Origin of the sequence: Psychrobacter sp. APC 3279 (genome assembly GCF_030407795.1) — a bacterium.
Taxonomy (GTDB): Bacteria; Pseudomonadota; Gammaproteobacteria; order Pseudomonadales; family Moraxellaceae; genus Psychrobacter.
Window position 1 is genome coordinate 1 of sequence record NZ_JASDCR010000050.1, and the last position, 729, is coordinate 729.

A 729-nucleotide genomic window follows, 5' to 3' on the forward strand; every position below is an offset into this window, starting at 1 on the left:
ATAGCCAAAACCAGACTTATATTCAGCTTCTCTGATTGATATATAACTACCTCCTTTATATAAAAATAAATAATCACTATATGTACATTCTTGTCCTTTACTACTTATAACCTTGAATTCTCTTATCATTTGAGATCAGCTCCTTTCTTAATATTAGTGACACTAAAATAATCTCGCCACTTATCATCATCAAGCTTAGCAACTATTTTAATTGGATCATCGCTCATTTTAATCTCAAAAAAATCATAATGTATTATCTCGAAACTTGCGCCAAAACCTCATTCCAATGCCCTTTTAACGGCTGTTTTTCAACGTATAACCATCTAATAATCGCCAGTTGCAAGCGTACATAATTTGGATTCATCGTTATAGGAAATCTATTTTCTTCTTTTTGGCGATCAGTTTTCCAATATGGAGAGCGAATAACATCAAATACCTCGTCAAACATTGCATTAATCTCAGCACCTACCTCTGCGCCAGACTGCTGCTCAATCAATAGTTTATTGAGCTGCTTTGTCCAATTATATAAGTTTTCAGTATATCGAAATGACTTTCTAACGCTAAGGTGCGCTTTTGCGTCTTTTAATTGCCCTGCTATCATCAGATGCCAGACACTAGATAAATACTGACTTTGAGTCACATCTTCCCAAAGGCTACCTTTATATACTTTTAAATGGTTTAGTAATGAATCGCTGACACAGGCTAACTCAGTCATATCTATATTTTCAT

The 729-nt window shown here is 34.3% G+C and carries 1 protein-coding gene; it reads right to left on the reverse strand.

Features of this window, described 5'->3' with window-relative positions:
* Positions 1-253: 253 nt before the first annotated feature.
* A partial coding sequence (locus tag QL898_RS13765) for a hypothetical protein (protein ID WP_290177194.1) occupies positions 254-729 on the reverse strand: 476 nt, incomplete at its 5' end.